The 3,284-nt window shown below is 75.0% G+C and carries 6 protein-coding genes; 3 read left to right on the top strand and 3 right to left on the bottom strand.

The genetic code is table 11. The features are described from left to right. Nucleotides 1-96: 96 nt before the first annotated feature. Nucleotides 97-783, bottom strand: coding sequence for a slipin family protein (locus PKY62_RS12850; RefSeq protein ID WP_324537572.1), 687 nt, complete (start codon nucleotides 781-783; stop codon nucleotides 97-99). 306 nt (nucleotides 784-1,089) lie between these two features. On the opposite strand from PKY62_RS12850, the gene PKY62_RS12845 reads away from it, so the two are divergent. Next, on the top strand, nucleotides 1,090-1,452 hold the full coding sequence (locus tag PKY62_RS12845; protein ID WP_324537570.1) for a VOC family protein: 363 nt from the start codon (nucleotides 1,090-1,092) through the stop codon (nucleotides 1,450-1,452). A 74-nt stretch (nucleotides 1,453-1,526) separates the two neighbouring features. Continuing rightward, complete coding sequence (locus tag PKY62_RS12840) at nucleotides 1,527-1,865, top strand: DUF5808 domain-containing protein (protein ID WP_324537568.1); 339 nt, start codon at nucleotides 1,527-1,529, stop codon at nucleotides 1,863-1,865. 57 nt (nucleotides 1,866-1,922) lie between these two features. On the opposite strand, the gene PKY62_RS12835 is transcribed toward PKY62_RS12840, so the two are convergent. Together PKY62_RS12835 and PKY62_RS12830 are read right to left on the bottom strand one after the other, a co-directional pair. Continuing rightward, the gene (locus tag PKY62_RS12835) at nucleotides 1,923-2,219 is read right to left on the bottom strand and encodes a DUF1905 domain-containing protein (protein WP_324537566.1); all 297 of its coding nucleotides are present in this window, start codon (nucleotides 2,217-2,219) and stop codon (nucleotides 1,923-1,925) included. A gap of 43 nt (nucleotides 2,220-2,262) precedes the next feature. Further along, nucleotides 2,263-2,628: a VOC family protein gene (locus PKY62_RS12830; RefSeq protein ID WP_324537564.1), complete on the bottom strand. Its 366-nt coding sequence runs from the start codon at nucleotides 2,626-2,628 to the stop codon at nucleotides 2,263-2,265. A 155-nt stretch (nucleotides 2,629-2,783) separates the two neighbouring features. On the opposite strand from PKY62_RS12830, the gene PKY62_RS12825 reads away from it, so the two are divergent. Beyond that, on the top strand, nucleotides 2,784-3,284 hold a 501-nt coding region (locus PKY62_RS12825; protein WP_324537562.1), incomplete at its 3' end, for a class I SAM-dependent methyltransferase.

Raw genomic sequence — 3,284 nt, 5'->3', positions numbered from 1 at the left:
GCCGCTGAGCTCCAGGTCCATCCGGTCAGGGTACGGACGCGGGCGGGGCGCCGCAGGGGGTGGTCCCGATCGCCTCGGGACCACCCCCGCGGACCGTCACGCCGTCGGCGGGACCACCCCGGCGGCGGCGGCGGGTGAGAGGACCACGGTCCCGCCGGTCCGTTCCACCGCGAGCAGGGTGCGGAGCTCGCGCAGGGCGGGGTTGCCGTCGAGCACACGGGCAGCGTTCGCGAGCGACCGGAGCGTCGCCGTCTCGCCGCGAGCGCGTTCGAGTGCGGCCGTGGTCTCCTGGCGTGCGATCGCCACCTGCGCGAACGTGCGGCGCAGGTCGCCGGGGAACGACAGGTCGCGCAGGTCGACGGCCTCGACGTCGGCCCCGACCTCCAGCCCGGCGGCCCGCACCGTCGCCGCGAGGCGCTCGGCCCCGCTCGACCGCGCGGCGAGGAGCTCCTCTGCCCGGTGCGCGGCGACGACGTCGCGCAGCGCGAGCTGGGCCGCGAGGTACAGGCGGGAGCCACCGGCGCCCGGGGTGTCGCCGGCCAGGACCCACCGCAGCGGGTCGGTCACGGCGTACCGCACGACCGCGGCCACCCGCACCCCGACGCCGTCGGCCGTGAGGACCTCCTGCCCGGCGACCTTGAGCAGGGACGGGCGCAGGTCGACGACCACCAGCGCGCTGCGGCGCCAGCGGTAGCGGTGGCGTCCGGGTCCGAGCAGCACCGCCGCCGCACCGGACTGGTGCAGCACGCCGCGCTGGAACTCCTGGACGGTGACCCGAGCCATGGTCCTTCCCTCCTGTGCCTCGTGATCGGTGCCGACGAGCGGGCCGGCGCGGGCCGGGCGTCGGGGCGTGTGCCGCAGGGACGACCGACCGGTGTGCGCCGGCCCGACCGCCGGTTGCGGAGTCGCACCGCGGGCCCCCGGGACCGAGGGCCGTGCTGTTGACACGTGCGCCGACGAGTGGGAAGCCCCAGGCCCGCATCGGCCCGGTGCCCCGTGAGCGGCGCGTCGTGACGGTAGTGCGGTCGGCGGGCCGCTGTCGTGCGAATTCCGGGAGCGCGCAGCGCGCGTCGGTGCCAGCATGCGGGGATGAGGATCACACGGCAGTACCTCGTCGTCGACGCCGCTGACCTGGGCGCCGAGAGCTCCTTCTGGGCCGGGCTGCTCGGCGGGACCGTCGAGGCGGGGGACGACTGGCACAGCGTCGTGGTCGACGGCGAGCAGCGGATGGCCTTCCAGCTCGCCCCCGACCACGTGCCCCCGCAGTGGCCGGACGGCGCGCCCCAGCAGATGCACCTCGACCTGTTCGTCGACGACATCCGGGCTGCGCACGACGAGGCCGAGGCGCTGGGCGCCACGCTGCTCCAGGCCTCGGCGGACCTGGACGCGCGCGGGGGGTACCAGGTCTACGCGGATCCGGCGGGGCACCCGTTCTGCCTCTGCTGGGGCTGAGGCCGGCGGGGCCGAGGGCTCCGGGGCGCCGAGGCGGCCGGTCGCCAGGTCGGGCGCGCGGGTGGACGATGAAGGTGTCGTACGAGTCCGAGGAGGACCTGATGGTGCACCACGAGCAGACCAAGAGCCATGGCGGGCCGGTGGGGCTGGTCCGGCTGGTCGCGATCGGGCTGGTCGTCGCCGCCGTCGTCAAGGAGCTGCGCACGCCGGCCGACCAACGGACGTGGCACGGCGTCGTCGCCGGGTTCGTCCCGTACGAGTTCCGCGTGCCGACGCTCGACCGGATGCGCGAGCGGTGGTGGAACCCGCACAACGAGCACCTGCTCGTCCCGCACGTGTTCGGTGTCGGCTGGACGCTCAACGTCGGGCGCGTGGTGTCGCTGGTGCAGGAGAAGGTCGCCGCGAACGGCTGACCTGTCGACCCCGGCACCGCGCGCACGGGTGCGGACCGCGAGGTGCCGGTGCGTGCCCTAGACGTCGAGCACGCGCAGGTGGACCGTCGCGCTGCCGCCGACCTCGAGCTGCTCGGCACGGCGCACGGCCTTCTTCAGCGGCAGGACGAACGTCGAGTCCGACGGGAAGATCGACGTGCGCCAGGTGGTCAGGCCGACGCGCACCTCGACGCGCAGCGAGCCGAAACCGCGGGCCGCGTGGCCCGCGACGTCGTCGATCTCGTCGGCGAGCGCCGTGGGCAGGTCGACGAACACCCAGGTGTCGGCCTTGCGGGCGTCCCACAGGTAGGGCACCGCGGTGAACTCGCGCTCCATCGTCACCCCTCGTCGTGGGACGGCACCGCCCGACCGCGGGCGATCACGACGTGCTCGTGACGCCCTCGTACAGGCCGATGACGTTGCCGTCCGGGTCGAGCACGGCCGCCCACGCGCTGGTCGCGTCGATCGCCTGCCTGGGTTGCGCGACGCTCCCGCCGAGCTCGACCACCCGGACGAGCGCGTCGTCGATCGAGTCCACCTCGACGTAGCTGCGCGGCTGGGTGAAGTCGTCGGAGCGGGGCGCGAGGCCGCCACCGCTGACCTTGTTGGGTGCCTGCCACATCGGGTACCCCTCGAAGCCGGGGATCTCCTCGATCGACCAGCCGAACATCGCCCCGTAGAAGGCCGCCCCCTGGGCGAGGTCCGCGACCGGGATGTCGATGTGCGTGATGTCGCCGTGCGCCATGGCGGACTCCCCTCCCGTGGCGGCCCCTCGGCAGGTGGCCGCATCACGGGCCACGCTAGATCGACCCACCGACACCCGCGACAGGGGGCGCGGAGGAGCGGCCGGGCGGACCGTCGGGCCTTGACGCCACGGGGCCGCCCTCGGATCCTCGGGTGATGGGTGACGTGTTCGCCGACGCCGACGCCTACGAGGCGTACATGGGCCGCTGGAGCAGGCTCGTCGCGCCGGTGTTCGTCGCCTGGCTCGGTGCCCCCGCCGGACTGCGGTGGCTCGACGTCGGCTGCGGCACAGGCTCGCTCACCGCAGCGCTGATCGCCGGTGCGACGCCAGCGAGCGTCCTGGCCGTCGACCGGTCCGAGGCGTTCGTCGCGGCGGCGCGGCGCGCCGCGCTGGACCTCCGGGTGAGCGTGGAGGTGGCTGCCGCCGACGCGTTGCCGGTACCCGACCGCTCGCTCGACGCCGCCGTGAGCGGCCTCGTGCTGAACTTCCTCCCGGACGCCCCCGCTGCCGTGCGCGAGCAGCTGCGCGTCGTCGTGCCCGGCGGTCGGGTCGCCGCATTCGTGTGGGACTACGCCGAGGGGATGGAGCCCCTCCGGCACTTCTGGGACGCAGCGGCGTCGGTGGACCCCGGGCGGGCCGACCTCGACGAGGGCGCG

This window comes from Actinotalea sp., from assembly GCF_035443605.1.
Lineage (GTDB): Bacteria > Actinomycetota > Actinomycetes > Actinomycetales > Cellulomonadaceae > Actinotalea.
This window is presented reverse-complemented; position numbering and strand designations above follow the sequence as displayed.